Source organism: Cytobacillus sp. (assembly GCF_032154635.1).
Taxonomy (GTDB): domain Bacteria; phylum Bacillota; class Bacilli; order Bacillales; family Cytobacillaceae; genus Cytobacillus.
The window spans coordinates 1-26,501 of sequence record NZ_JALDXW010000004.1 but is presented as its reverse complement, the minus strand read 5'-3'; the positions used below and the strand labels follow the sequence as shown (position 1 = coordinate 26,501).

The 26,501-nt window shown below is 38.5% G+C and carries 18 protein-coding genes, 1 tRNA gene and 1 riboswitch; of the genes, 8 read left to right on the top strand and 11 right to left on the bottom strand.

Annotated features, from left to right (window positions below; translation table 11 throughout):
- Positions 1-1,052 precede the first annotated feature (1,052 nt).
- From RUH74_RS04475 to queG, 4 genes are all read right to left on the bottom strand, one after another.
- Positions 1,053-2,948 carry a PrkA family serine protein kinase gene (locus RUH74_RS04475; protein ID WP_313799057.1) on the bottom strand — a complete coding sequence of 632 codons (1,896 nt, stop codon included), beginning with the start codon at positions 2,946-2,948 and terminating at the stop codon, positions 1,053-1,055.
- A gap of 441 nt (positions 2,949-3,389) precedes the next feature.
- Positions 3,390-3,863 carry a tRNA (uridine(34)/cytosine(34)/5-carboxymethylaminomethyluridine(34)-2'-O)-methyltransferase TrmL gene (gene trmL / locus RUH74_RS04470; RefSeq protein WP_313799056.1) on the bottom strand — a complete coding sequence of 158 codons (474 nt, stop codon included), beginning with the start codon at positions 3,861-3,863 and terminating at the stop codon, positions 3,390-3,392.
- A 58-nt stretch (positions 3,864-3,921) separates the two neighbouring features.
- Positions 3,922-4,800 (bottom strand): amidase domain-containing protein, encoded by an 879-nt coding sequence (locus RUH74_RS04465; RefSeq protein WP_313799055.1) that lies wholly within the window; start codon positions 4,798-4,800, stop codon positions 3,922-3,924.
- Between the two features lie 177 nt (positions 4,801-4,977).
- Positions 4,978-6,156, bottom strand: coding sequence for a tRNA epoxyqueuosine(34) reductase QueG (queG, locus tag RUH74_RS04460; RefSeq protein WP_313799054.1), 1,179 nt, complete (start codon positions 6,154-6,156; stop codon positions 4,978-4,980).
- A 98-nt stretch (positions 6,157-6,254) separates the two neighbouring features.
- Between queG and RUH74_RS04455 the strand changes: the two genes are divergently transcribed.
- Positions 6,255-6,923: a B3/B4 domain-containing protein gene (locus RUH74_RS04455; RefSeq protein ID WP_313799053.1), complete on the top strand. Its 669-nt coding sequence runs from the start codon at positions 6,255-6,257 to the stop codon at positions 6,921-6,923.
- Positions 6,924-7,004: 81 nt separating this feature from the next.
- Here RUH74_RS04455 and RUH74_RS04450 read toward each other — a convergent pair.
- Positions 7,005-7,078, bottom strand: a tRNA-Gly gene (locus RUH74_RS04450).
- Between the two features lie 257 nt (positions 7,079-7,335).
- Complete coding sequence (gene nagE / locus RUH74_RS04445) at positions 7,336-8,790, bottom strand: N-acetylglucosamine-specific PTS transporter subunit IIBC (RefSeq protein ID WP_313799052.1); 1,455 nt, start codon at positions 8,788-8,790, stop codon at positions 7,336-7,338.
- A gap of 456 nt (positions 8,791-9,246) precedes the next feature.
- Positions 9,247-9,329: riboswitch (cyclic di-GMP riboswitch) on the top strand.
- A 40-nt stretch (positions 9,330-9,369) separates the two neighbouring features.
- On the opposite strand from nagE, the gene RUH74_RS04440 reads away from it, so the two are divergent.
- The gene (locus RUH74_RS04440; RefSeq protein ID WP_313799051.1) at positions 9,370-10,542 is read left to right on the top strand and encodes a DUF5050 domain-containing protein; all 1,173 of its coding nucleotides are present in this window, start codon (positions 9,370-9,372) and stop codon (positions 10,540-10,542) included.
- Positions 10,543-10,604: 62 nt separating this feature from the next.
- On the opposite strand, the gene RUH74_RS04435 is transcribed toward RUH74_RS04440, so the two are convergent.
- The 3 genes from RUH74_RS04435 to RUH74_RS04425 all read right to left on the bottom strand — a co-directional run bounded on the left by RUH74_RS04435 (position 10,605) and on the right by RUH74_RS04425 (position 17,049).
- Complete coding sequence (locus tag RUH74_RS04435; protein ID WP_313799050.1) at positions 10,605-15,062, bottom strand: collagen binding domain-containing protein; 4,458 nt, start codon at positions 15,060-15,062, stop codon at positions 10,605-10,607.
- A gap of 16 nt (positions 15,063-15,078) precedes the next feature.
- Positions 15,079-15,678, bottom strand: a complete 600-nt coding sequence (locus RUH74_RS04430; RefSeq protein WP_313799049.1) for a class D sortase — start codon at positions 15,676-15,678, stop codon at positions 15,079-15,081.
- A gap of 237 nt (positions 15,679-15,915) precedes the next feature.
- On the bottom strand, positions 15,916-17,049 hold the full coding sequence (locus tag RUH74_RS04425) for a response regulator (protein ID WP_313799048.1): 1,134 nt from the start codon (positions 17,047-17,049) through the stop codon (positions 15,916-15,918).
- Between the two features lie 209 nt (positions 17,050-17,258).
- Between RUH74_RS04425 and RUH74_RS04420 the strand changes: the two genes are divergently transcribed.
- Positions 17,259-19,484 (top strand): YcdB/YcdC domain-containing protein, encoded by a 2,226-nt coding sequence (locus RUH74_RS04420; protein WP_313799047.1) that lies wholly within the window; start codon positions 17,259-17,261, stop codon positions 19,482-19,484.
- Positions 19,485-19,547: 63 nt separating this feature from the next.
- Here the strand turns inward: RUH74_RS04420 and RUH74_RS04415 are convergent, their stop codons facing one another.
- Complete coding sequence (locus tag RUH74_RS04415; RefSeq protein WP_313799046.1) at positions 19,548-20,297, bottom strand: GNAT family N-acetyltransferase; 750 nt, start codon at positions 20,295-20,297, stop codon at positions 19,548-19,550.
- 439 nt (positions 20,298-20,736) lie between these two features.
- Here RUH74_RS04415 and RUH74_RS04410 point away from each other — a divergent pair, with 439 nt between their 5' ends.
- Genes RUH74_RS04410 through RUH74_RS04390 form a run of 5 tightly spaced genes read left to right on the top strand, consistent with a single transcriptional unit; the run spans position 20,737 to position 25,379 of the window.
- A complete protein-coding gene (locus RUH74_RS04410) occupies positions 20,737-21,714 on the top strand; it encodes an ABC transporter substrate-binding protein (RefSeq protein ID WP_313799045.1) in 978 nt (325 codons plus the stop codon).
- A gap of 20 nt (positions 21,715-21,734) precedes the next feature.
- Positions 21,735-22,742, top strand: coding sequence for a FecCD family ABC transporter permease (locus RUH74_RS04405; RefSeq protein ID WP_313799213.1), 1,008 nt, complete (start codon positions 21,735-21,737; stop codon positions 22,740-22,742).
- Positions 22,743-22,770: 28 nt separating this feature from the next.
- The gene (locus RUH74_RS04400) at positions 22,771-23,766 is read left to right on the top strand and encodes a FecCD family ABC transporter permease (protein WP_313799211.1); all 996 of its coding nucleotides are present in this window, start codon (positions 22,771-22,773) and stop codon (positions 23,764-23,766) included.
- 15 nt (positions 23,767-23,781) lie between these two features.
- Positions 23,782-24,582 (top strand): ABC transporter ATP-binding protein, encoded by an 801-nt coding sequence (locus RUH74_RS04395; RefSeq protein ID WP_313799044.1) that lies wholly within the window; start codon positions 23,782-23,784, stop codon positions 24,580-24,582.
- An 8-nt stretch (positions 24,583-24,590) separates the two neighbouring features.
- Positions 24,591-25,379 (top strand): alpha/beta hydrolase, encoded by a 789-nt coding sequence (locus RUH74_RS04390; protein ID WP_313799043.1) that lies wholly within the window; start codon positions 24,591-24,593, stop codon positions 25,377-25,379.
- Between the two features lie 61 nt (positions 25,380-25,440).
- Here RUH74_RS04390 and RUH74_RS04385 read toward each other — a convergent pair whose 3' ends face one another.
- Positions 25,441-26,301, bottom strand: coding sequence for a YitT family protein (locus tag RUH74_RS04385; protein WP_313799210.1), 861 nt, complete (start codon positions 26,299-26,301; stop codon positions 25,441-25,443).
- Positions 26,302-26,501 lie beyond the last annotated feature (200 nt).

The following is a 26,501-nucleotide window of genomic DNA, read 5'->3' as shown; positions in this document are numbered from 1 at the left end:
TCGATAAAGGGGCGTTGATATTTATTAAGTGGACAAGTTGGGACAGTGGGACAGGAACCCTGTCCCTTAAACCGATCTAAATGCCAAAGTATAATAATCTCTAAAAATGGCACGTTGATCATACCCTAAAACTGAATGCGATATAGAAAGCTAATGCAACAAAGGCATCGATTATGCCATCATTTGTATCAAACTTTGCCTTCGCTCGCTTCGGTAAGAAAAAGAAGAATATATTCATTAACATGCTTCTTTCAAACGGATAGATCCCAGTAAATTATTGGGCGAGTGGATCAAGATATAAGAAATTCAATTCCAAAGAGGATACTTCATCTATTTTTGGGATCAAATTTTGCACAAATGTAAAGCCCACCACTTCTTATGCCTCAACTAGATCCCCTTTTTCATTGTATATCCACAGCGGATAACATTGATATTCAAGAAATAACTTGACTTTTCTCCTTTTAAATCTCCTTAAGATCGAACCTTATTTACAGCATCCTCTATTCCTGACTTTATTGATAGAGATAGATTTCTATTATTAATTATTGAATACTTAGCTAATATCATACATTTCCTCTTTATTACCAGCCTTCAGCAAAGAAATAGACTCTTTTTCATTATCTTTCAAAATACAGCCCCCCTTTTCAAAAAGTAATTTATTTTGTTTCACTTTACTAAAGTTCCATATAAACTGATTTTACTACTTCTCCACAGGTGCAATCTCCCTGGCAAAAGCGTCTACACTCTTAAAGAAGTCAGAGTTATCATTACACCCTCCGCCCTGTAGATTATTAGTTTTTTCTAAAACCCTTTATTATTTCTTTTGACTCCATTGAGGTTTCGTGTTCTATGTTTATACTATCTAGATTAGTAACAAATTGATATGAATTTGAAGATTCAGCACATTATCTATAACTTTTAGGTGGTATTATTAACTACCAGACAGCTGCTTTTTTATTAAGGTTCTAATTCGTTTAGAACATTCGATTTAAAAAGTAAAAAAGACAGTCGAATGAGACTGTCCTTTCCTATTTTTTAAAAACCGTACCAACTCATCGATTAAGCAAACTTCCAACATAGCGCAGCAATTCGTTTGCTGAGGTGGAATTATAGCCATGCTCATCAATTAGCCGTGCAACTACTTCATTCACTTTCTTCAGCTGCTGTTCATCTGGTGTCTTCGTTGATGTCGTGATTTTTACAACGTCCTTCAAGTCAGCAAATAGTTTCTTTTGAATGGCCTCACGAAGACGATCATGGGAATTGTAATCAAATCGTTTTCCTTTGCGGGCATAAGCAGAGATGCGAATTAATATTTCTTCACGGAATGCCTTTTTCGCATTTTCTGAGATGCCAATTTGCTCTTCTATTGAACGCATCAGCTTTTCATCTGGATTTATTTCTTCACCTGTTAATGGGTCGCGAAGCTTTGACTTATTGCAATATGCTTCCACATTATCAAGATAATTGTCCATTAACGTCTTCGCTGATTCTTCATAGGAATAAACAAACGCCTTTTGAACTTCTTTTTTCGCGATGTCATCGTATTCCTTACGGGCCAATGATATAAAGTTTAAATAACGTTCCTTCAGCTCTGGCGTAATCGAAGGATGCTGATCCAGCCCTTCCTTCAAGGACCGCAAAACATCAAGTGCATTAATCGATGAAATCTCCTTTCGGATGATCGTCGAAGAAATCCGGTTGATAACATAACGAGGGTCAATTCCGCTCATTCCTTCATCTGCGTATTCCTTCTTCAATTCCTCCACATCTGCACGATTATACCCCTCCACATTTTCCCCATCATATAGGCGCATTTTCTTAACTAGATCGATATCACCCTTTTTCGGCTCTTTCAAACGAGTTAATATCGTAAACATCGCGGCAACTCTTAACGTATGAGGAGCAATATGGACATCGGCTACATCGCTTTCACGAATCATTTTGTCATAGATTTTTTCTTCCTGTGTGACCTTTAAATTATACGGAATAGGCATGACAATAATCCGGGAATGCAATGCCTCATTTTTCTTGTTCGATATAAAGGAACGATATTCCGTTTCATTCGTGTGCGCGACAATTAATTCATCTGCAGAAATAAGTGCAAATCTTCCTGCTTTGAAATTCCCTTCTTGTGTCAAGGATAATAAATGCCAGAGGAATTTCTCATCACATTTCAGCATTTCCTGGAACTCCATCATTCCGCGGTTTGCCTTATTTAATTCCCCATCAAAGCGATAAGCGCGCGGATCGGACTCTGATCCATATTCTGCAATCGTTGAAAAATCGATGCTCCCAGTTAGATCAGCAATATCCTGTGACTTCGGATCTGACGGGCTGAACGTGCCAATGCCCACCCTGCGATCCTCTGAGAAAATAATCCGTTCAATTAGAACGTCTTCTATCCGGCCGCCATATTCCTGTTCAAGCCGCATGCTATTTAGCGGCGACAAATTCCCTTCAATGCGAATTCCATATTCATCATAGAAATCTTTGCGGAGATGATGCGGAATTAAATGAAGGGGATCTTCATGCATGGGGCAGCCTTTGATCGCATAAACCGCGCCTTTTTCATGATGTGAGTAGGCTTCTAAACCTCTTTTTAACATAGTGACTAAAGTCGATTTCCCGCCACTGACGGGTCCCATTAATAAAAGAATTCGTTTTCGGACATCCAGTCTTTTCGCAGCCGGATGAAAATATTCTTCTACAAGTCTTTCCAGAGCTTCCTCTAGACCAAAAAGCTGATTGCTGAAGAATTTATATCGTTTCTGCCCTTTTACGTCTTCTACACCGGCATCTTTAATCATATTATAAACCCGGGAATGTGCGGACTGGGCAACCCATGGCTTCTCTTTAACAATTTCTAAATATTCTCCAAAAGTCCCTTCCCATTTCAGCTTTTCCTCTTCATGGCGAAACATCTCAATTTTTTTTAGAATATCCATAAGGACCTCCCCCTGTCGCATGATCGCAAGACGTTAATATACTGTATGCGGCTCGACAAATGAACATGCTAATCTGGGCCCTGTTTCGGTTGTCCTTTTTATAGGTAAAATCTGGTCTTCTATTTATTTAAAAAATGAAAAGGATGATCAAAGAGGAATATGTCAATAATAGACATGCATGAAATGATAAGTATATGAAGAAGTGTAAAAAAATCTCCACACATTTCATTCACAGTTTCGTGTAAATGGGCTATAATGAATTTGTTATTTATGCTTGGCAATTATAAAGGGGGATACATAGTTATGAAGCTTATTCTCATTCTTGGTGTTATGGTTGCATTCTTAACAGCTATTTTTACATCTGGGTACGAAGACAAGCCAGGTTCTGGTGTAGAAAAATAAAAAGAAAGCTGCTGGGCTGACAGCAGCTTTCTTTTTATTTTATTTTAAATGTAAATAATCCTGCTGGCGCAATGCTTCGTATATAAGAATAGCTGCCGTGTTGGATAGATTTAATGAGCGAACATTGCCATTCATTGGTATTCTTAAGGCGCGATTTTTATTCGCTTCAATTACATCTTTTGGCAATCCAGTTGTTTCTCTGCCAAAAATAAAATAATAATCTTTTTCCTTGTTACTGTAATCAAAAGTAGAATGTGGCTGTTGGCCAAATTTCGTTAAATAGAAAAATTCTCCGCCCTCGTTTTTCTCATAAAATTCATCAAGTGAATCATAATAGACAATATTTACAAATTCCCAGTAATCCAAGCCTGCCCGCTTTAACATTTTGTCATCAGTTGAAAAGCCGAGCGGACGAATTAAATGTAAAACTGTATCTGTTGCTGCACAAGTACGAGCAATATTTCCAGTATTCGCTGGAATTTCTGGTTGATATAAAACTACATGCAATGCCACGATTTTCACCTCTAAATTCATGCTATCTATGCTATTATAACACTGTTTTGTTCCCGAATCATTCATCGTCCACTATCGAAAAAAACTTATATTTTATATTCGGTGTATATGCTGTAGAATCCTCATATGCCCAGTACCGCATTCGGCTATTCGTCGTATGGGCATTCACAAGAGGCATGCCAAACGCATCCTTTGCCGTTACGATTGTTGTGTGATCGAAGCGTCCATCCCCTTGAAAATCATAGCAAATCACATCCCCTAACAGTAATTCTTCAGGTGAATAGACCTCCTTTGCCCTTAATCCCACTCTAGAACCTGGCAAATGCCAGCGTAAAGAGTTAGCGACCGTCCAGCTATAGCTCCAATTATTATTTCTCATCCACCAGCCCTGCGAACGGTTCGGGTATCCTCTCATTGGTGCTTCTCCTGCATGAAGGCATTGTGAAATATAATTTGTACAATCTACTTCAAATGATTTATAAGCTGGATTATAGCTATTCCACCATCTTTCTGCATATTGAACGGCTTTTAACCGATCGTATTGGTAGGAGATCCTTTCTAATGGCTCTTCCTCCTCATTTAACGGGTTATCCTCAACGGTTAATTTTTCAAAGGGATTGATTTCTTTGTCTTCCACTAATACTCCTTTATAAAACTCAGCTGTCCGAGTTTCTATTTCCTCTTCTATATGAAAAAGACCTTTTTGTTTAATCAAATATTTAAAATGAACATTGTATTTAACTGACCGAATTTCTTCTTTTTCTTCATCCATAGCCATTATCGTTCCAATTGCATGAGCTTTAATAATTTCACCTGAACGAATCCCCAATCCTGCCTTTTTCTGCTCAATTTTTTGACATGAATGGATCGTGCTTCCTGTATTCGAAACACATTGTTGAACCCTTTTCTCCAAATGTGCTTGAAGCTGTTCTCTCACTGCCCAACACTCCTTTCATTACTATAGATATGAAAGAAGTGTTGATTTCACCTCATAAAAAATAAGGAAGTCCATGGGACATTCCTTATATTATTAAAGTTATCGTATTAGATTTGAAAATTACTATGATTACCGCAGTTCTTATTTTTCGTTAATAGCGGGCATCTTTAACCTCGTTTAATTCCCATTATTCTCGATTTTCTTTAATTGCGGGCATTCCATTATTTCCCTTAAAAAAGCTAAACCTCTCTCTATTTCAACTAGCACGTCTTCATCGTTTTCCGTTTCCCGCGCTTTCTCTAATGCCGACTTGGCTAGTTCCCCGCCGATTTTTCCTAGCGCCCATGCGGCTGTTCCACGAATCACTTCACGGGAGTCCTTCTTCATGACTTCAATTAATTCATCCACTGCAGATTCGTCTTTAAAGTGTGCTAGAGCTATGATCGCATTGCGCTGAATTGGCTTCTTCCCTCGCCATGAACCTGCAAGCAATCCAAATTTCTCTTTAAATTCCCGATTGCTTAATTGCAGCATTGGTTTTAACAGTGGCTTAACGATTTCGGGATCCGGTTCCATTTCTTCATGAAAATGAAAGTTCTTCCCCTTATTTTCTGGGCAAGCTGTTTGGCAGGAGTCACAGCCATATACCCGATTGCCGATTTTTTCTCGATATTGCTCCTCAATAAAGCCCTTCGTTTGTGTTAGAAAAGCAATACATTTCTGCGCATTAATTTGGCCGCCTTGAACAAGCGCACCTGTCGGACATGCTTCTAGACATTTATTGCATGTTCCGCATTGGTCCTCAATTGGCTGATCTGGCTCAAAGGGAATGGTCGTAATCATTTCTCCTAAATAAACATAGGAACCAAACTCTGGGGTGATAATGGAACAATTTTTTCCGCTCCAGCCAATGCCGGCACGCTCGGCAACAGCTCGATCCACTAGTTCGCCTGTATCCACCATGGATTTGCACTTGGCTTCAGGGACTCTTTCCATAATATAGGCTTCTAGCTTTTTCAGGCGGTCACGTAAAATGAGATGATAATCCTCGCCCCAAGAAGCACGGCTGAAAATGCCTCTCCGCTCCCCTTTTTTACTCGTTACTCTTTCATTCATTTTCGATGGGTAGGCAAGGGCGATCGCAATAATTGACCGCGGGCTGTCCATCAGCAATGCAGGATTCACCCGCTTTTCAATATCCTTTTCCTCAAAACCTGATTGGTACTGAAGCTCCTGCTGGCGAATCAGTCGATTTCTTAATTCATCAAAGGTGCTTGCCGTTGTAAATCCGATTTTATCTATTCCTATTGTCTTGCTATATTCAATGATCTCTTGTTTTAGCTGCGAAAAGTCCATAAGCTTCTCTCTTTTCTACATATATATTAATGAAAGTATTTTAAAAGGCATCGATTATTATGATAAACTATTTTTAACTATTTTTGGAGGTGGAAAGGTTGGAAATTCGTATTTCACCAGAGCTTTGCACACTTTTTCCAGCATTTAAAGTTGGTGTGATTCGTTATCAGAATATACAAGTAGGCGATTCCCCGCAAATGGTCAAAGGGCGTCTGCAATTATTTCAGGAATCGATTTTCTTCGATTTAGAAGAGAAGAATGTAACGGATTTAGAAGGAATTAAAGAATGGCGGCAGATTTTTAAAGCTTGCGGGAAGGACCCAAACCGTTATCGTCATTCTGCTGAAGCCCTTTACCGAAGAGTAAAGAAACAGGATTATTTGAAGCCAGTTAATAGTTCAACTGATATTAATAATTTCTTCTCCTTACAATACCAAATCCCAATAGGCATCTATGATGCAGATCAAATACACGGGACAATTGACATGAGAAAGGGTGCTGAAGGCGAAGAATACGTAGGGTTGAATGGACGAGTGAACTCTCTGCAAAATTTGCTTTTGAGCGCAGATGAAAAAGGACCTTTTGGCAGTCCTTTTGTTGATTCGGAAAGAACATGTGTAACGGAAAAAACGAAGAATGCTGTCCAAATTGTATATCTTCGCCCAGCAATGAGCAAGGATGAAGCAGAAAAAATGGTGGATTCATTAATGAATATGTTTATTCAAGTTCATGGCGGAGATGGGGAATTTGAACTAATTGGATGCTAATCAAGCATCCTTCCTTCCATTAAAATGGAAAAACGCAGCGCCTCGTTCTTTTCGAAACGAAACACTGCGTTGTGATATGTATGGAGCGGGTGAAGGGAATCGAACCCTCGACAACAGCTTGGAAGGCTGTGGTTTTACCACTAAACTACACCCGCATCATGATTAAAAAACCTTCGTCAATCAACTACTATATAATACTCCTGTTCTATAGGATGGTCAAGACCTTTTGTGAAATTTGTCGAATATAGTGATTTGACATCAAGGGTTAAGTGCATTCAAACATAAAATTAGTATCGTATGATGCAAAATCCAGCCTGCTGCCAATGGGCTGGATTGCCTGCTCATCTTCAAAAAACAATAGAAACTCGGTAGATCTTGTTGCCCTACCGAGTTTCTAAAAATCTACAACTAACTACGATAAATTTTCACGAATCCTTTCCACTTCATCCGCAACAAATTGGACATTTGTTCCAATGATTACTTGAATGCTTTGCGGCCCGATAATATTGATTCCGGGGACACCCGTCGATTTAATTTTCCTTTGATCGACTTGGTTGACGGTCTTTACCTCTACTCGTAAACGAGTGGCGCAATACTCAACGGCGACAACGTTATCACGCCCGCCTAGACCTTCATAAATCGTTGCTGCCATTTCTGCAAATTTATTAGCTGAGGCAGTTCCAACGCTGCCTTCATATTCTTCTTCCAAATCATCACCTCTGCCAGGCGTTTTCAAATCGAATTTCACTATTAAATAGCGGAATAAGAAATAATAAACGAGAGCAAAGCCTATTCCCTGAACAACTAGCATTAAGGGCATGTTGGCTATCGGGATGCGCAAGCTTAAAACAAAATCAATAAATCCAGCACTAAATCCGAAGCCTGCTGTCCATTGGAAGACAGCTGCAATAAATAAGGAAAGACCTGTTAAAGCTGCATGAACAACATAAAGAACTGGTGCTAAGAACATGAAAACAAATTCAATTGGCTCCGTCACACCTGTGAAAAATGAAGCAAAGCCTGCAGCTAGCATTAAGGCTGCAATCATTTTCTTTTTTTCCGTTTTAGCGGTATGATACATCGCTAAAGCTGCAGCTGGCAAGCCGAACATCATGATCGGGAAGAAACCTGCTTGATACATTCCTGTAACACCCTTTTCCCCGGTACTAGACCAGAAGTTCCCAATATCATTGATGCCTACCGTATCAAACCAAAAGACTGCATTTAATGCATGATGCAAACCAGTTGGTATTAAGAGGCGATTGAAGAAACCATAAATTCCTGCGCCGGCAGCCCCTAAACTGCTAATTGCCTCACCAAAGGATACTAATCCACTGTAGACGACTGGCCAAATAAAGAATAAGGCTGCAGAAACAACAAGCATCGACACGGCCGACATGATCGGCACAAGCCGTTTTCCGCTAAAGAACGCCAAAAAGTCTGGCAGTTTTACATGGCTAAATCGATTGTACATCCATGCTGCAATAAGACCGGAAAGAATCCCTAAAAATGCATTATCAATTTTTGCAAATGCTGCATTGACACTTTCAGGTTCAACCCCTTGCAATAAAGCAACTGTATCCGTCGAAAGCATGGTCGTTACAACTAAGAATGCGATTAACCCACTTAATGCGGCAGATCCATCCTTTTCCTTAGACATACCAAGAGCAACCCCAACTGCAAAAAGAATCGGAATATGATCAAGGATTGAACCCCCTGCTTTAATTAAAAAGGCAGCCAATGCATTTCCAGAGCCCCAGCCATCATGATCAATCCAATACCCAATCCCCATCAGGATCGCGGCTGCTGGCAATACCGCAACCGGCAGCATAAGCGAGCGTCCGAGCCTTTGTAAAAACTTTTTCATATCAGACTCAACCCCTATTCATTATTTTTAAAAATCGTCTTTTTCCCATTCCTTAATCGTTCAATATGCAGGGCAATAAAGCCTCATTTTTCGGAAAGTTCACCCTCTTCCACGGCAATTCTTACATACTTTTTGATCAATAAATCGTCATTAGCGAATCGTCTGACGTAGATCACCTCCTTGCGGCTTCATGTTTATTGATATATTTTCGTAGCATATGGATTAACTCCATATTTCAACTATTAGGAACATAAAAAGGCATGGGGTAATTAAGAGAGAGATTCCCTTTATTTTTACCACCATGCCTGATCGAATCAGTAACATGTGACCCAATATGAAACTTTAGCATTACTTATTTATATACAGCTCCTTATCGTCTCATGCTTGTTTTCATATTTTTTCTAAAAAAATAAACTAGTAATTTTTTTAACAATAAATAATATTTTTGGTATATAATTCTAGTAACGGCAAATCAATTGAAAGATTGAGACGCAAAGCCACAGGTCTAAGGCAATCGCTATGACGGCTGGGTTACCGTATTGATTCTGCAAAGAATTAAATCGTAAAGGAGAGTTTCATATGTTGAAAAAGTTTAACTACGTTTTAGCTTTCATTTTTTCCATCCTCTTAATTCAAGCATCTCCTGCTTTTGCACAAGAGCAGAATGCTGGCAGCATTGCCGGCAAAAATACGATCACCGTGTCTGCAGCTGATTCCAAAGCATATAAAGAAACGTATACTAATCTATTAGCTGCCATTACTAGCTTTAAAGACACGGCTAGCTTCCCTTCTCAATCCATCTCATACAAACAGGTTGGCACAATCATTAATGATGTATTAAACGATCATCCAGAAATCTTTTATTTTCAGCATAAAGGAACAACAGCCTATGCAAACGGAAAAATCGAACTTAAATATAAATATCCTGTAAAAAAAATCAAAGAAATGGTCCTCAAACAGGATACAAAGATCAAAACCATAATAAAACAAACAATAAAATCAACAGACTCAGAATTTGACAAGGTAAAATCCATCCATGATTATATTGTCTTAAATACTGCCTATGATTGGGAAAACTATCAAAAGGGACAAGTCCCTGATGCATCCTATACCGCTTATGGGTTATTGATGAATGGACAGGCTGTTTGTGAAGGCTATGCCCACACCATGCAGCTGTTATTAAAAGAAGCAGGAATTGAATCTCACCTAGTTACAGGCAAGGCAAACGGCGGGGTACATGCATGGAATTTAGTGAAAGTAGACGGAGAATATTACTATGTTGACGCCACATGGGATGATCCTGTGCCAAACCGCGCTGGTGAAATCAGCTATAAGTATTTTCTTACCCCAGCCGCAGCATTAAAGAAAGATCATTCCTGGGATGAAAAGCAATTCCCTGCTGCAACAAGTACAAAGTATGCCTATTTTCAGGACATTTTTTCCGCCAAAGAATTAGGTACCTATATGTATTTCTCTAATAACAAAGACAATCAAAAGCTTTACAGAATGAAAAAGGATGGCAGCGAAAAGAAGAAATTGCTTAATGTCAGTACGCCTTACTTTGTGTTAACAAAAAACAATATTTATTTGAGCAATTACTCAAATGGCGGCTATCTTTATCAGGCTAAGCTTGATGGAACACAATTGAAGAAAATCAACAATATCCATTCAATTGATTTATATCTTGAAAAAGATCAATTAATTTTTACGAATAAAGCAACAGGTACTAAAGGTTCTGTAAAAATTAAATAGCAGTATGAGCAAAGAAAAGAGGACAATGATTGGATGGCCATCCTAGTCATTGTCCTCTTTTTTTATGATTCTATTTTTCTTCTAGTAAATGCCATACCTAATCCAATAAGAATTAAAACTATACCAGCCAACGGCAGGCTTATATTGGCCTCTTCACCTGTTTGAGGGAGTACTTTTCCATTCCCTTGATGAGACTGATTCGGTCCGCCAATTTGGTTTCCTTGATTTGGATTGTTTGAATGGTCCGGGTCCCCTGGGTTATCAGAGCCGCCTGGATTATTTGGATGGCCTGGGTTGCCTGAATCACCCGGGTTATTTGGATCTCCTGGGTTATCTGGATCTCCTGGGCTGCCCGGATCTCCTGGGTTACCTGGTTCTCCTGGCTTGCCTGGCTCTCCTGGATCGCCTGGTTCTCCTGGCTTGCCTGGTTCTCCCGGCTTACCTGGTTCTCCTGGATCGCCTGGTTCTCCTGGCTTGCCTGGTTCTCCTGGCTTGCCTGGTTCTCCCGGCTTACCTGGCTCTCCTGGATCGCCTGGGTCCCCTGGTCCACCTGTACTAGGCTTATAATTCTTAACAGTTACTTCTTTCTTTTCAGCATCAAGCTTTACTGCTATGTTTTCAGATGATTTCTGAATTATATACCCAGCAGGTGCCTTCACCTCTTTTAATACATACTTGTCAAAGGCTAAGTTTTCAAACGTTGCTTTACCATCTGCATCCGTTGATTTCTTTTCAACTAATTCATTCTTACTGTTGTAAAGCTCAAACTCTGCACCCTCTAGCGGTTTATTTGTTGAGCCATCCACTTTAAGAACGGTGAGACTGCCTTTGCCTCTTTCATTCTCTTTTGTTACCTCAACAATTGTAGTTTGGTTTTCCTCGATTGTGAAGGTTACTGGTGTATTGTCAAGTAAGTAATGCTCTGGCGCCTTTGTTTCAACGAATTGATACTCGCCTGGCTCTAAATTGTTGACAATGATTTTGCCGTTTTCATCGGTAATATGTGTGCTAACTTTAACAAAGTCTGAGCCGTCCTTACGTTGGAGTTCGAATTCTGCTCCTTGAAGTGTAGTTGTTTTGTCCGCTTTATCTACTTTTGTCAGTTCTACGGCTTGATGGATTTTGGCGTTTTTTATTGGCAGGACTGATTCTGGTTTTTCGATTTTAACAACCTGTGTGCCATTAATTCCAACAACATACCCTTCAGGGGCATGAACTTCTTTTAGGAGATATTCGCCGTAAAGAAGTTTATCAAACTTAACTTTTCCGGTTTTATCCGTTGTCAGTGTTTTAATCACTGCACCGCTCACTTCATCAATTAAGGAGAAAGTTGCCCCTGGAAGAACGTTTGTTTCATCGCTTGCATCTACCTTGACTACTTCAAGACTGCCTACTTCCCCTGTACCAGTACCTAAGCCTGTTGTTCTTTTAACTTCAACTGAGGAACTAGATTTTGTCGTTTCTGTAGTAATTTGTGCACCTGTAAACTCGATATCGTTATTTACCTTATCTCCAACCTTTGCAAGAATAAGCGATTGATATTCTAATATATAAGGTTTGTCGATATCTTCTTTGAAAGCTAGTTCAAAGCCGCCATTAATAAATTCAAGTGTATAATCCACATCCTTAACTAACTCTGCCCCTTTTGTTACTGCACCGTTTTCAGCTACAGTAGTTGCATAGAGATGGAAGGATTGCTCGAGAAGTGTTTGGTTTTCGGTCGGTAAATCTATCAATTTTACATTCGATACTTTGGATTGACCGAAATTAATATGAACCTTCCAATCAATAATTTTCCCATTTTGTGTTCCTGATTTTTTTGTATACTCTCCGCCATTCGGCACAGAAACACTTGCGATTAAATCAGTTACTTTTTCCGCACCATTATAAAGAGTTGCTTTATTATCGTACTTACCTTCGATTAACTGATTTTGCAAGCTTGTTTTATACTCGATTAAATAGGCAGAGTCAATTTCATGCAGAAATTCAACCTTGAAACCAGGTTTTCCATTTGGATTCCATTTAACCTCATAATCAGTATTTTCAATGGCTGTTTCTCTTTTTGTTCCATTTTCTCCACCTGTTAAGGTCATTTTGTATACTTTTAAGGACCCTTGATCAATTACTTGGTTCCCAAGAATTTCATCTTCAACAGATGCATTTGCAAGTGTTTTAAGATTATAGTTAATCCCAACATTCCATGTAATTTCTTTAGTAACAGCATTGTATGAACCATTTTTGAAGCCGTTCGATTTAGTATAAGAATCCGGCTCGAATGTAGCAGTCGAACTTTTTGTTTGTTCCTTATCATCTGTATCGATCCATGAAACAACTGCCTTATTGTCTAACGAATTTTTACTATTGTCCTTTCGTGCTTCATAATCGAATGAAGTCTGAAAATCAATTCGATGATGTTTATCTATATCCTTTAAAAATTCAATTACAAACCCTTCAAGGTCATCTTTTACTAATCGATAATCCTCACCGATTTTCAACACACTTTTTGATGAAACATTTGTTATTTTGAGCGTGTCTGGAAGTAATTTCAACCCTCCATTCGTAAAACTATCCGTTATTTTCACATTTTTCATTAGGTAACTATCAACATTGATATCGATGCTCCACGTTGTGGTTTTCTTACCGTAGTCTGTTTCAGGGTGATTCTTATAATGCTTCTTGTATATAATTTGCTGATAAATGGATCTCTTTCCAGTGGCCTTTTCTATACCAGCCTCAACTTCGTTTGTAATCTCGGTTCCATCGAACACACGGTCAGTTGCTTTCGTCTTGTAGGTTATTTTATAAGCATGCTGAATATCCTGATTGAATTGCAGCTCAAAGCCGTTCTTGCCGTCTTTAGATTTAGGAGTGACTGTATAACCAGTAAAATCCTCCGCACCTGACTCATTTCCAATGCTATCAATCGTTATTTTCTTCACTGTAAAAGATCCATCCACTAATTCTTGTGAGTTAGTAAAGTAATCTTTTAATAGAGCATCTGCTTGTTTAATCGGCTTCTCGTTGTAGTTATATTTTATTTCCCAGGTGATTGTCTGAGTTGCTCCATCGTAACCAGTAGAACTCTTTGCTAATGCAACTCCTCTTTTCACCCCAATGGATGCTGTTGCTTTTTGAGGATTGAATCCATCTCCTGAGAGAGTTGCCTCATTATCAAATTTCACCGCATTTTGGTCAATAATCTTTGATGTATAGACTACTCGATAAGCGGTTGAAATATTTCCAAGGCTGATAGAAAAGTCTTTTTCTCCTACTTTACCAATTGTAAGTCCAGATGTAACCTCTTCCCCTTGTGTAACCGTACCATTTAAGAGAGTGATTAATTTATAAACTTTAATCGAATCCTTTACTAATTCCTGTCCGTCTTGAATCGGATCACTGAGAACTGCATTGGAAATAGTATCTAGGTTTTTATTAAAGTCTACTGTCCATTCAACTGTTTCTGTATTATACGCCTTGTTTGGAATTCCTTTTTTATTAATGGTTGAACCGGTTGGATGGAAAGTTATTGGAATATCAACGGATTCCTTCCCAGCAATCGGTGTGACAGTTACCTTTTTGTCTTCTGTGACAGTAACTGTTTCACTTATTTTTGATAATACTTCAATCGTTCCATTAATATTTGAGTGACTTTCTATGAAGCTATTAAAAACAACTGTCACTTCCCCATTCATATTCACATTGAATGTCCCAATTGTATCTGTACCAAATTTCAGCGGTTCATTATTGATTGCTTCATATACCTTCAGCTCAGATGGGAGATTGAATGTAAATGTTGCCCCATCCTTATAACTATGCCCATCATCAAGCTTCCACGTATAATCGACTTTGATAACTGAATTACGGTCAACGCTGCCAACTTCCTCTGAACTAGTTTCACTTTTATAATAAGTTAGTTTAGCACTCGTTAAAATATTCTCCGTGATCACCGAACTTGCCCTTTGTGAAACTGCGTGATTATTTCCTTCTTTCTTATCATCTTTTGCTTCAGCAGCATCTTTATCTAGATCTGTTTCTTTATCTGTATCCGAAGTGCCCGCTTCTGCGGCCTGCTCCCCATTCTCAGTAGCAACGTCCTGAGCCGGGTTCTGGTCAGCCTGCTTGTCTTCTTTTACAGCACCTTTTGCTGCAAACTCTAGACTTCCAGACCCACTACTCTTTTGCCCTTCAATAATGGTTACAGTAATAGTTCCATCTGTTGATACTTTGTACGAACCGATGGTTTCTCCATTAATAAGTAAACTACCCGTTTGTTCCGATTCGATTGTTACATCAGACGGTACTTGGAAAGTATAGATTCCTCCCTTTCCTTCTTCGCTTGCTTCAAAATTCCAATCAAACCTTACTTTCAACTTGGATTTATCCGCTGAATCAGCTTCAATCACAGCGTTAGAAAGCGTAAACGACTGCTCCGTTTCTGTATTTGCACTTGCTGCCAACGGAGAGATGAAACTGCTGACAATCAATAGAATCATTAGTGAAATGAGACTAAACTTCTTCATGGAAACCTCCTTACTTTCAGCTTTTATTTTTTAACTTTGCCTGTACAATGAGGCGATCCGTGGGATTTTTTTTGCCTATGGGTGTACAAGTAACGAGAGTAAGGATGGGCTCTTGCTGATCATTTAGAACCTCAACTTCTGAACGATCGACGACAAATTTCTGGACTATGACATATTCAAATGTACCAGTCTTCGTTTCTATTATGATTTCATCGTTAGGTGACAGCTCATCAAGCCGGTTAAATTGCTTGCCAAAGGTCGTTGAACGATGCCCGGCAATTCCAACATTATTTATTCCAAATTCCTTTTCTGGTTCAATCATCCCTGTGCCTTTTTTCAGCGGGACTTTCCCAGCGCCTTCAAATATCAGCATTTCCAGATCAATTTTTGGAATATGGATAATCCCTCTTGCCCCTTCTAAAAGTTCTAATTGCTTTTGATCTTCTTGAACTTCTATTGAAGGCTCCTGCTCTTCATACTCACTTGCATCACCCAGCTGCTTGAAGGTTTGTATCAGTTTCTCCTGTTTCGTATCTGCTGCTTCCTTTTCAAGTTTAGGGTAAAAGAGTAAAAGTAAACCTGCAGATATGAATACAAAGCTCCATACCAATCGCAATGTGAATCCCCTTCCCATTGTTTTTTATTACTTTACTTATCTTCTCCTTTCTTTTTCTCTCTCTATTGATATTTACCTATAATCTCTTTTTTTAGCATCTTCACCCTCTAATTACAAATCTAGTAAGAGGGAAATGCCCACTTGATTATAAATTGCCAATTCTGAACAAATTCTGAACCTTCTGCCGTAAATACCTAATCATTACAAAAAAATAAAAAACCACTTATCTCCATTTAGCTAAGAGTTAAGTGGTTTCAACTTATCATAATAATTATTAAATAGATCCTCTATTTTACTTGGCACTTCTATTCCTAAATCAACTTCAAATTTATTCTTCATTTCATCATACAAGGTTTGGAGTTTTTGAAAATTATTCTGTTCCCCATAATAGTTTATTAACTTGAATATATATGTTTCATTATATGTATCTAGTTGACGCAGTTTTTCTAAACTAGCCTCTACTAAATGTTTATTCTTCTGATGATGAATGGATTCTGAAATAAAGTGATCTAGATAGTAAATTAATGATTCCCTTAAAGTCAATTGTTTTTGAATGGCCCATGAGTACCCGTCTTCCTCTAAATAATCACCCGTATACAGCTTGAGTACCCTTTCAACATTTTCCGAATTCACTGCACCTGATTGAACGGTTTCCTGTAATTCTTGAACATCACTGGTTAAAGGAAATGATAGAACGTATTGATCATTTAAAAGTGTAACAGGATTTTCTATCCCGGTTTCCTTAAGTGTTTTTCTTAATTGGTAAATAGTCGTATGCAGCAAAACCATCGCTTTGCTTGCATCCATATTTGGCCAGAGCTCCTCAATAATTTTTGCTTTATGGACAGGATTCTCCTTGTTATGCCAAAGATAGACAAATAATTCTTTTACTTTTTTCGTCCGCCATTTAACAAGATTGTGCTGAAAATCGATTAGCCGAAATTTACTCATCATATAGGCATGAAGAGATTCTCTCGGCTGAACAGTAGAAGCGTGATTAAGTTTATACTTTTCTATTCTTTTTCTCGCTTTTAGAATCGCTTTGTTTAATCGATTAAAGCTAACAGGCTTCAATAAATAATCCATTGCATCTACTTCAAAAGCATCCAGTGCAAACTGAGGATAAGCGGTAACAAAAATAATTTCAATTGCATCGAGCTCGGCTGTGATTTTTTCGGCAAATTTTATGCCATGCGTGCTTCCCATGTTGATATCAAGAAAAATAATATCGACATGCAAGTCCTTCATATTCTGAAGCGCGCTTTCAGGATCTTGGTACCTGCCAGCTACCTCGATTCCATCGATCTTGTTCAATAAACTTTCTAACATATCTAAAGCAAGCTTTTCATCGTCAATTAACAAAACTCGCATTTTTTATCTCCTCTGCATTTTAAATGCATATAAAGCTTCAATCATATTGTACTTTCTTACTAAATTATTGTAAATATATACAATCTCCTAAATCAATAATATAAAATCACATAAATGTTTGAACATTTTTAATAATATTTATATTTTTCCCACAATCACCAAAATATGGGATATAATTAACTAGAATGCTAAATATTAGGAGGGTTATTTTGAAAAAATTAAAAAAACTCGGAATTATTACACTTTCTACTGGATTGTCGATTGGAATTCTAGCACCAGGAGCAAGTGCAGGATCCTTTGGAAATGAGAATCTTAACACTGCACGAATTCAGATTGCACAGACTGAAAAGGTTGTTTCAAAAAGTGAGCTAATCAAGAAATTCAAAGAGTTTTTCCCGCAATTTACTTATTTAAAGGATAGTGACTTTCATTTAGGGACAGGCTTCCAATACCCTGGTGACGACACGATTCGCCACAGCCTAAGCTTTCAGAAAAAAGTTAACGGGAAAAGTCTATATGGAAACGTAGAATTTTTAGGAGATACATTTGAGATTGAAAGCTTTCATTATGAACCCGCCGATGCAGAGGATGCCCTATATCCAGCAAAAATAACGAAAGAAAAAGCAAAAGAAGTGGCGCAAGCATTTCTAAAAAAGTTCCCTAATGACAGTGAATACCAGCTTGATAATGACCTCATCGACTACTTTCCTAGAAATCAATTACTTACAGAACCAATCCGTTATACATTCTCCTTCGTAAAGACAAAAAATAAAGTACCTATTTCCGATCAAAATATTCAAATTACTGTGCTTGGCAACGGGGAGATTAGCAGCTTCTTCCGCAACACAAGCAGCAATGGTTCACTAACATATGATGATGTAACAAAAGTTATGTCTAAAGATGACGCAGTGAAGAAAATGAAAGACAATCTTCCAGTCGAGTTGCAGTACAGTATCGAAGCAGACTACCAAACAGGTAAAAAACACGTAAATCTTGTTTATTTGCCGACAACTAACATCAACGGAATCCATGCACTTTCCGGTGAGTGGCTAAAACTAAATGGTTTTTCTCCTGAAATTTCAAAGGAAAGGAAAATTGAACACATCGTCACTCAACCGCTCGGACCTAAGCAAACAAAATTTTCCTTAGCAGATGCGAAAGCTTTTGCTGAAGAACTACTCAAAATTAATTCAGAAGGAGTAAAACTTAATATCCAATCGCTTGATGAAAGAAAGAATTATAATGGTCAAGAAGTGATTTCTGTTCAATATATGTATGAATACAAAAATGGCGGAACCGGTACTGACCTGGAACTAGATAAGCAAGGGGAAATTATTCAGTACCATGACATCAGGTATGAAATACTAAATGACAATAACTTAAGCAAAAAAAATGGTCAAGCGATATCTAAAGATGAGGCGCTTAAACAAGCAGTAACATACTTAAAACAGTATTCCCCATCTTATCTTCATAATTATGCAATGCCAACTGACGACCCTTTTTATGACGAAAATAGAGAAACCTATTCTTTCAGCTTTCCAAGAGTCGTAAATGGAATTCTTGTAAATGGGGATCAAATATCAGTCTCAATTGCGGCTGATGGCTCACTGCTTAGTCTAAATGTTTTTCAGTCTGATATTCAAAATTGGCCAGCCATTGATAAAGTCATTTCAAAGGAAAAGGCACATACGAAATTTTTTGAAAATTTAAGCCTAAATCTTAGCTATGTAAGAGAAGGATATAGCCCAAAATATAATCACTATCATCTTGTATATCAGCCTGAATTTAACAAAAATCCATTTAGCTATTTAAATGCGCGCACAGGCGAGTGGGAAAATACATTTGAAAACAAGAAGCCAACTATCTCCCATCCACGAGCAGAAAAAGAGTTAAACTATCTTATCCAATCAGGCATTATCAATTTTAAAGATATAAAAACATTTAATGCTGATGCAAAAGTGACAAAAGGGGCTGCCCTTGAAGTAATTATGAAATCTCTCACTCATTTCTATGATGGCTATTACCCAGACAGACCAAATACAAGTCAATCATTTGATAATATTAAACCTGACCACCCATTATATCAAATCGTTGAACGTGCGGTTTCACTTGGAATCCTTAAAAAAGAAGGAACAAACTTCAATCTTGATGAACGTCTGACAAGAGAAGAGCTTGCGGTTTGGTATATTCGTATATTAGGTCTTGAACAAGCAGCCAAAAATCAAGGGATTTATCAGCTGAAATTTGCGGATGCTAAAGAGGTAAAAACGGAAAATATCGGGTATGTGGCATTAGCCCAATCATTAGGATTATTAACAGCAACGAATAATAAATTCAGCCCTAAGCAGGAAGTGACGTATGCAGATATAGCCATATCAGTCATTCCATTAGCCCATGAAGCATACAAAAAAGGATTAGAATTCTATAGTTTTTAAGATATGATGAACTAAGCGAGTATCCGCCCAGAAAATGGGCGGATATTTTTTATTAGAAAGATATTAGATCAACTCTTTTAATCGTTTCATTGCCGAGTGCACAGTAAGTCTATGATATGTAACAAGTTTACTCTTATAGATGACACCATAGATGCCATAAGGGGTTGGTGAAAGTCTCAATAATTCGTCTCTGCTTTTCATATCAATAATTTCTGCTTCTATTCCCAATTTGTTTGCTCCCTCAACTATATTTTCGGTTGCAATATCTACAAACGGGCATTGCTGCGTACGGAGGATCGTTAAATGATCAAAACGCTTAAGTCGTTCATCCCAATCACTTGGAAAATAGGGATCAGGAGAATTTCTAAGCTTATATACAAGTAGTTCAAAGCCATTGGGTGCTTTGTCTACTTCTATGAAGTTATTTTTTATGAAAATGTCTCTACTTGGAGTCCAGGAAGTAGTTGGATTTGTTATGACTATTACACCAGCTTTATTTTGCTTTCTTGCTTCTTCCATACATATTTCTATTAGCTTTGTTGCATACCCTTTTCCTGTAATATGTACCCATAAGCAATGAATGACCAGGTAGCCTTCCCCGTAAATGACTCTTGAAGAAGATTCAGTTGGGGTATATTCAATAAAGCCTGCTGGTTTATTATTCTCCATTATTTTTATATACTTTAACCCTTCATGGAGCCTGTCCATTAGCCATTCATTTTTATTTATGTACCCGGTTGAATTTGGCTTGCTGCGAAGACAATAGCATCCTAGCTTCTCTTCATTTACCTCTATCAATTCAATTTTATTCAACTATGCCTCCCTACTTTCATGTGATTTATACCTAATTTTACAGTAAATATCCAGAAGTTAACATAAGAAAAACAAATAGGAGTTTATTTACCTTGCATGAGGCTCTTTGAACATCTAGACTTCATTCTTTTGGGAACTTATCGGGCATTTCAGCGAAGTTATCTAGTAACTTTTTTGATTTATCTAGTGCCTTCTTTCTTTTATCTAGCAACTTTCTGATTTTATCTAGCATTTCATATATTTTCTTATCAATGCCCAAATTCTTTATGAATTTTCATGAATTCATTATACATATTTTTCTAAAAATGTGGTTGACATTTCCTGTTGGATGAATTAAATTGAGTTTGTAATTGAAATTGATAATCGTTATCATTTATTACAAAAATATAATTAGGCCTACTTAACTTCCAAAAAAGATGGATAAAAAGGAGAAATCACAATGAGAAAAAGTCTTGTATTAATTGGGTTAACTGCGGCTTTTTTAGCCGCTTGCGGAAACAGTAAGGATGCGTCTACTGATACGGTAACGAAAGAGGAAAAGAAAACGGAAGAAGTAGCGAAAAAAGAAGCTGCCCCAACAGAACAGACGATTACATACTTAGGTCAGTCCTATACACTTCCAGCTGAAGTACATCATATCATTGCAGCCAGTTTAGAATCGATGGAAGATGCTGCGATACTTGGAGTAAAGCCGTTAGGAGCTGTAACAACAGCTGGCGAGTTGCCAGCCTATCTTGCTGCTGATTTAGAAGGCGCCACTTCCATTGGGGAAAAAACTGAACCAAACTATGAAACAATTCTTTCCTTAAAGCCGGATGTCATCTTAGGTTCATCTAAGTACAAGGAAGAAGTAGCCAACCAGTTAAATAAAATCGGCACCATGATTCCTGTTTCTCATATATCTACTAATTGGGAAGATAATTTACGCTTAATGGGGACCCTATCAGGAAAGGCATCTGAAGCCGACAAAATTATAGCTGATTACAAGGCAGATGCTGAGAAAGCGAAAGCTGCTATTTCTGCTAGGTTACAAGATAAAGAGGTTTTCGTTATAAGAGTCCGTCAAGGAAGCATGTTTGTTTATCCAGCCGATGTTTATTTAAATCCCGTCATATATAGCGATTTAGGTTTACAAGTCCCAGAATTAATTAAGAAAACCGCTGCTCAAGAAGAGGTTAGTCTAGAAACATTGGCAGAGGTCAATCCGGATATTATTTTTCTTCAATTTGAGAAAAGCGAAAACAGTAACAACCCTGCAGCTTTAGATGATTTATTAAAGAACCCGATCTTCCAAAGCATTGATGCAGCAAAAAATAAGCAAATATTTGTAAATGCTGTCGATCCTATGGCACAAGGCGGTACTGCATGGAGCAAGGTGAACTTCTTACGAGCTGCTGTCGAAAACTTATCTAAGTAATGGATGTTATGATGAAACGATTGCGGAAAACCCATTCTGTGCCATTTCTAATTATTTGCGCATCACCGTTTCTTATCATCCTTACGATTGCTTTATCCGTTTTATATGGGACCAAAGGAATTGATGCATCAACCATTTGGCAAGCGCTTGTACATTTTGATTCTGCGAATGTTGATCATAACATTATCATGCAGTCCAGGCTGCCACGGGCAGTAGCGGCACTTCTTGTTGGTGCCTTCCTGGCCATTTCTGGAGCGATTATGCAGGGGATGACAAGAAATTATCTAGCCTCCCCTTCTATTATGGGAGTTACGGACGGTTCGGCTTTTGTGATTACCATCTGTATGATTTTTTTCCCAGCTATGTCGAATATCAATATGATCATGTTCTCCATGATTGGTTCTGCACTTGGTGCCGGGATTGTTTTTGGCTTTGGCTCGGTTATGCGCAATGGCCTTTCACCTGTTAGATTAGCCATTATTGGAACGGTCATTGGCACATTTTTAAGCAGCTTATCGTCTGTATTTGCTACCCATTTCCAGGTTTCTCAAGACTTAGCCTTTTGGTATAATGCGAAAATCCACAAGGTTGATCCGGATATACTAATGCTGGCTCTCCCTATTGGCCTGATTGGACTTATCCTTGCCCTGATCAATTCTAAATCCATCACCATCTTGTCGCTTGGGAAAGATATATCCGTTAGTCTTGGTCAGCGGACAAGATGGGTAAAGGCTATCAGTATTCTCATCGTTGTTTGTTTAACAGGAACGGCTGTGGCACTTGTTGGCAAAATTGCATTTGTCGGATTAATTATCCCGCATATCACTCGCTTCATTGTTGGAATGGATTACCGGTTTGTGATTCCATGTTCTGCGATTATCGGCGGCATCTTTCTTGCTCTTTGTGATGTGGCGAGCCGTTTTATTAATTTTCCATTTGAAACGCCAGTCGGTGTGGTTACTGCACTAATCGGTGTTCCTTTCTTCCTCTATTTAATCCGGACGAGAGGAGGCGAGCGTCGTGCATAATAAATATCGCAGCCGCTTTTTTATCAATATGACGCTTCTAATTGGAGCTATTCTATTGGCTATCTATATCCATATTACAAACGGTACCTTTGATATGTCGGTAAAAGATATCATCACGACATTGCTGCGAATGAACCCAACGAATGAATTTGATTTAGTTATCTTTCAATTCCGTCTGCCGCGGATTGTGATTGCTTCCCTTGTTGGACTAGGATTAGGAATCGCCGGCGCTGTTGTTCAGGGAATTACAAGGAACGGATTAGCTGATCCAGGCATATTAGGCATCAATGCTGGAGCGGGTGCATCCATCGTCATCTTCATGTTTTTCTTTCAAATGGAGCTTGCTGTATCTGGCAGCTCAAATTGGCTATCGATTTTAATCATGCCGATTTTTGGCTTTGTCGGGGGAGTAATCGCTGCTATCCTTATTTATATTTTTGCCTGGACAAATGGAAAATTAGATACACAGCGATTAATTTTATCAGGGATTGCGATAAGCACAGGGTTTGGTGCGCTTTCTTTATATGTTTCATTGAAAATGCGTTCAAGTGATTTTGAAATGGCAACGGTTTGGATGTCAGGCAGTATTTATCATGCAAACTGGATGTTTATTATCGCCATGATCCCTTGGCTGATCATTCTTATCCCAGCCATTTACCGGAAAGCCCATCTATTGGATTATTTCCAGCTGGAGGAAGCATCCATTAAGAGTCTTGGAATTCAGGTCGAAAAAGAAAAAGCGATTCTACTATTAAGCAGCATAGGGGTCATTAGTGCTTGTGTTTCCGTATCAGGGAGCATTGGATTTATTGGACTCATTGCGCCCCATATTGCACGGCAGCTTACAGGGATTCATCATCGGTATGTACTTCCGGCAAGTGCAGCAATCGGAATGTTTCTTGTTATTTTTTCCGATTATCTTGCGAGAACCATTTTTGCACCTGCGGAAATTCCGGTTGGTATCATCGTAGCCATCCTTGGCGTCCCGTACTTCCTCTATTTATTAGTCAAAACAAAAGCATAGAAGGAGAATGAAAAGATGGGTGCGACGGTTATTCGTGCTGAAAAGCTAACAACTAAATATGAAAAGTTTACTGTTTTTTCAAACCTAAGCGCAGAAATTAAAAAAGGAAAAATTACAACGATTATTGGACCGAATGGCTGCGGGAAATCGACCTTATTGAAAACGATTGGCCGGATATTGAAACAGCAAAGCGGAGACGTTTTTTTACAGGAACAGGATATGAAAGGGATCTCAACAAAAGCGATTGCTAAGCAGCTGGCCCTTCTATCGCAAAATCCTGAGGCGCCATTACAATTAAGGGTTGAAGAGCTTATCTCATACGGCCGCTTCCCCCATCGCAAGAATGTGGGAACGCTGTCCAGCAAGGATATGGAAGTGATTGAATGGGCAATGGACATTACAAAAACGTGTGCCTTTCGGAACCGAGAAATTGCTCAGCTTTCAGGCGGGCAGCGCCAGAAGGTATGGCTTGCGATGGCACTCGCACAGGAAACAAGTATTCTGCTATTAGATGAGCCAACTACTTATTTAGATTTAGCCCATCAGCTTGAGGTTCTGCAAATTGTAGAACGGCTGAATAAGGAGCATAGCTGTACGATTGTGATGGTTCTTCATGATATTAACCATGCCGCTCGTTTTTCTGATGAGCTTATTGCTATGAAGAACGGTGAAATTATTACTGTCGGCACGCCAGAAAAAATCATCGCAAAGGATGTATTAAAGGAAGTGTTCAACATTGATGCACGCATTATGGTCGATCCAGAAAACCAATCCCCAGTGTGTTATGGATATGATGCACTTCCCGAGCGTGAATAGGAGGAAATATGGATAAAGTAATCTTAGCTAATACAGAAGAATGGATCTTTCATTCCGAAAGGACGGATTATTCCTATACTATTAAAGTTGCTTTGCCTCCCTCCTCTCTACATGAGGATGGGTACCCGATTATCTATATTCTTGATGGCAATTCTTATTTTCAGTTCGCTCGAGATGTCATCCGTTTGCAATCCAAGAATGCACTGAAAACCTTTGTGAGTGATGCTATTATCGTTGGAATCGGACATACTGGAGAAGATAAAGCTGCCTCCAAACGGCGCTTCCTTGATTTTACTGCACCCTCGGAAACCTATATATATCCAGATCGGCTAAAGGGAAAAGATTTAGGTGACCATGGTGGTGCTGGGAGATTTTTAGAATTTTTACAAGAGGAATTGAAGCCCGAACTGGAAAGACGGTATTCAATTAATAAAGAAAAACAAGCTTTATTCGGGCATTCGCTCAGCGGGCTATTTACGTTATGGACAATGTTCACAGCGCCAAAAGCTTTTCAGACGTATCTTGCTATAAGTCCCTCCATTTGGTGGAACAATCATGAAATGCTTACATTTAAGGACTGGTTCTCCGATCAGTCTAAAAAAGACAAGAAAAGACGGCTGTTTATGGCAGTTGGTGAGCTGGAAGGCTTTATGGTTGATGATGCGCAGAAATTGCTTGAACAGCTGAAGACTCAGCACTTATTTGTGGACTCTGATTTATATGTGGCTCCTGAAGAAAATCATGCCTCTGTTGTGCCGACAGTACTGAGCAGAGCCATTCGATTTGCTAATGAGTAATCATTATAGAATCCTTTTGAATAAATAAAAACCAGTTCAAAGACTGAACTGGTTTTTACTTTCACCCATTACTTTTAGATAAAGAAAACCCTCTTCCAAGAATTTCAGAGGCGTTAAGAAAGACAACAAAAGAGGTAGGCTCTTGCTCCTGCAGCACCTTTTTTAAATAAATCGCTTCCTCCTGCTCAACTACGCATAGGATCAGTGTTTTTTCCTTATTCGAGAAACCGCCAATTGAGCGGATCTTTGTCAGCCCGCGATCAATTTCATCTTTAATAATCGTTTGAATTTGTTCTTCCTGCTCAGTAATAATGAGGACAAGCTTTGACGGAGATGTTTGCAGCTGAACAAAGTCAATCACTTTGCTTGTAACATAGATCGCCATCATCGCATATAAAGCCAGTTCTAAATTAAACACCAATGCAGAGGTGACAACGACAAATCCATCAACAATTAACTGGGAATAGCCGCTGGAAAACCCTGTGTATTTTTTAACGATTTGCGCGACTGTTGCGAGCCCTCCTGTAGATCCTTTTCCTCGATATACAATTCCAAGCCCAACTCCTAAAAGAATGCCGCCGTAAATTGCTGCTAACAGCGGATTATCAATGGTAAAAGGAATGTCGGCACTTAGCCAAATCGTAAACGGAACAAAAAAAGTCCCTACTAATGTCTTTAAGCTAAAATCTCTCCCTAAGAGGACAAGACCGGCAAAAAATAGCGGAATGTTAATCAGCCATTGAACATAGGCGGGATTAAACTGGTATAGTTCAAAAAGAATGGTACTAATTCCTGAAACCCCACCAGCTGCCAGTCTCGCAGGCAGTAGAAAGATATTATAAGATAAACCAACTAAAATCGAACCAACGATAATGAAAATGTATTCTTTCAGTAACTTCGTCTGAGTTGTTTGTTTATTCATCATTTCCGTATCCTTTCCATAATAATACGACCTAGGTATTTTAACATATAATCAGGTAAATAATTAAAAAATCAAATAAAAAATGCTATGAAAACTTTTAGGAATCTACTATTACATTTATAAGGGAAAATTGGGTTCGTAAATAATTATTAGTGATCGATATTTACATTTAAAGGAAAAAAATGGGTTCATAAATGATT

Excerpts from the sequence above, each read along its gene's own strand:
- nagE (WP_313799052.1), bottom strand. The coding sequence starts at position 8,790 with ATGAAAAAGTTTTTACAAAGGCTCGGACGCTCGCTTATGCTGCCGGTT.
- RUH74_RS04395 (WP_313799044.1), top strand. The coding sequence starts at position 23,782 with ATGGGTGCGACGGTTATTCGTGCTGAAAAGCTAACAACTAAATATGAA.
- RUH74_RS04425 (WP_313799048.1), bottom strand. The coding sequence starts at position 17,049 with ATGCGAGTTTTGTTAATTGACGATGAAAAGCTTGCTTTAGATATGTTA.
- RUH74_RS04440 (WP_313799051.1), top strand. The coding sequence starts at position 9,370 with ATGTTGAAAAAGTTTAACTACGTTTTAGCTTTCATTTTTTCCATCCTC.
- RUH74_RS04435 (WP_313799050.1), bottom strand. The coding sequence starts at position 15,062 with ATGAAGAAGTTTAGTCTCATTTCACTAATGATTCTATTGATTGTCAGC.
- RUH74_RS04410 (WP_313799045.1), top strand. The coding sequence starts at position 20,737 with ATGAGAAAAAGTCTTGTATTAATTGGGTTAACTGCGGCTTTTTTAGCC.
- RUH74_RS04475 (WP_313799057.1), bottom strand. The coding sequence starts at position 2,948 with ATGGATATTCTAAAAAAAATTGAGATGTTTCGCCATGAAGAGGAAAAG.
- RUH74_RS04400 (WP_313799211.1), top strand. The coding sequence starts at position 22,771 with ATGACGCTTCTAATTGGAGCTATTCTATTGGCTATCTATATCCATATT.
- RUH74_RS04385 (WP_313799210.1), bottom strand. The coding sequence starts at position 26,301 with ATGAATAAACAAACAACTCAGACGAAGTTACTGAAAGAATACATTTTC.
- queG (WP_313799054.1), bottom strand. The coding sequence starts at position 6,156 with ATGGACTTTTCGCAGCTAAAACAAGAGATCATTGAATATAGCAAGACA.
- RUH74_RS04390 (WP_313799043.1), top strand. The coding sequence starts at position 24,591 with ATGGATAAAGTAATCTTAGCTAATACAGAAGAATGGATCTTTCATTCC.